This window comes from Streptomyces sp. NPDC002845 (genome assembly GCF_053591955.1).
Genome location: NZ_JBSFUU010000223.1, coordinates 1 through 1,744 on the forward strand (window position 1 = coordinate 1; position 1,744 = coordinate 1,744).

A 1,744-nucleotide genomic window follows, 5' to 3' on the forward strand; every position below is an offset into this window, starting at 1 on the left:
CAATGCCACGAAGTTAAGGACCCGTTGGCGGTGTCAAGGCATCAGGGAGAGTGATCTTGTAGGTGTTCGGCGCGGTGCGGATGAGTCGCCCGTTGCGGGCCCAGTAGCAGAGTTGCGCGGTGATGCTGCTGAGGGGGCGCCCCGAGGTGGGGAGCCCGAGATGCCGCGCGATGTCCCGGGTGTGCATGGCCTGGTTGGAGTTCGCGGCCAAGAGCTGGCAGACCTGGCCCCAGCGGCCGGAGAGTGCCCGGCTCGGGTCCTGCGCGCTGGGCAGGGCTGGTGGGTGCACGGTGATCTCGATGGCGGTGATCGGGGTGCTGTCGCGTGGACGCCCGTCGCGGTTCCAGATGTTGTAGCGGGAGGTTCCGCACTTGACGATGCGGGCGGACAGTCGCATCCGGCGCCCGGGAAGCAGCGCGAGCAGGACGCGGGCGCCGATGTGTCCCACCATGTCGTAGCGGCTGCTCGGCCCTGAGGCCGCGGTCGTTCCGGCCAGGCTGACCACCGTGTCGCGGGCGGCTTCCAGAGCGACGGTGAAGCCGGCCCGGTCGGGATCACAGCCGGGCTTTGTCTCCACCGCGGTCACCATGACTGAGCGCAGGGCCTGGTAGAGGGTGAGCAGTCCCCACATCTCCTGGTTGAGACCCACCGGGTCCTTCGAACGTAGAACTCGGCCTTTGAGCAGGGTGTGACGGAGCGCCAGGTAGGTGATCTCGATCTCCCAGCGCTCGTGGTAGAGACGCACCAGGTGGTCGGCGGGATCGGTGCGGTGGTCGTTGAGCGTGGTCAGCAGGCGGTAGGTGCCGCCGAAGTCGCCGCCGTCGGCGGTGCGGGAGTGGATCTCGGCCTCGATCACCCGCAGCGGGAGGCCCCCGATCCGGGTCAGGTAGGAGCCGTCGGGCAGCAGCGCCAGCACCGGCGGTCGTCGGGTGCTGGTGGCGCGTATCAGGAACTGAGTCCCTTGAGCTGCGATGTCTGCGAGCAGGTCGTTGCTGTCGAAGGCGCGGTCCGCCAGGAGGAGCATGTCCGGAGTCAGGTGGCCGGTCAGGTCGTGGGCGTAGTCGGTCTCGCCCTTGGAGGCGGGGCCGAAGACCGCTGCGATCAGGCCGCGGGTGCCTGTTTCGCACAGGGTCATGAGCATCAGCCGGGGGTAGCCGGACGGGCCGTAGCGGCGTTCGGTGCGGCCGAGCCAGGACCGGTTGCGCTCGTGGTCGGGGACGGACAGGCTCCCGCAGCCGTCGAAGGCGACCGTGCGCCAGCGGCGGTAGCGCACTCCAGGCGTGGACGGCTGGGCCAGCGGGCCGGCCAGCACGTCGAACAGCCGCTTGAGCGGGGCCACCCCGATGCGCCGACGCAGATCGCGAAGTGCCTTCTCTGACGGCTGCGGCACCCGGGCGGCCAGTCCGGCTGCGAGTTTGCCCCACACCAGTGCGGTGCCCAGATGCTCGAACAGCCCGAGCGCGAGCACGAAGTACACCCCGACGCGGGAGGGGAGGCTCCGAATTCGTCGCTCGCGAGCCCCGCTCTCGTCCAGTACCGCATCCACCAACTCGGGCGGGATGACCTGCGTTAACTCACCGATATGACCAGGCGCGAACACGTCATCGGTTCCGCCCGTGACAGACTTGGCCACAGGGCCTCTGCTTTCTCAGGAAGATCTTCGTCGATCCCCTGGATAGCAGAGGCCCCTCCCGCATCCCCCACTCTTGACACCGCCAACGGGTCCTTAACTTCGTGGCATTGG

The 1,744-nt window shown here is 68.5% G+C and carries 1 protein-coding gene; it reads right to left on the bottom strand.

All coding sequences use genetic code 11. The annotated features are described in order from the left end of the window. Positions 1-13 precede the first annotated feature (13 nt). Positions 14-1,633: an IS4 family transposase gene (locus ACWD3C_RS48495; RefSeq protein ID WP_451155219.1), complete on the bottom strand. Its 1,620-nt coding sequence runs from the start codon at positions 1,631-1,633 to the stop codon at positions 14-16. Between the last annotated feature and the right edge of the window lie 111 nt (positions 1,634-1,744).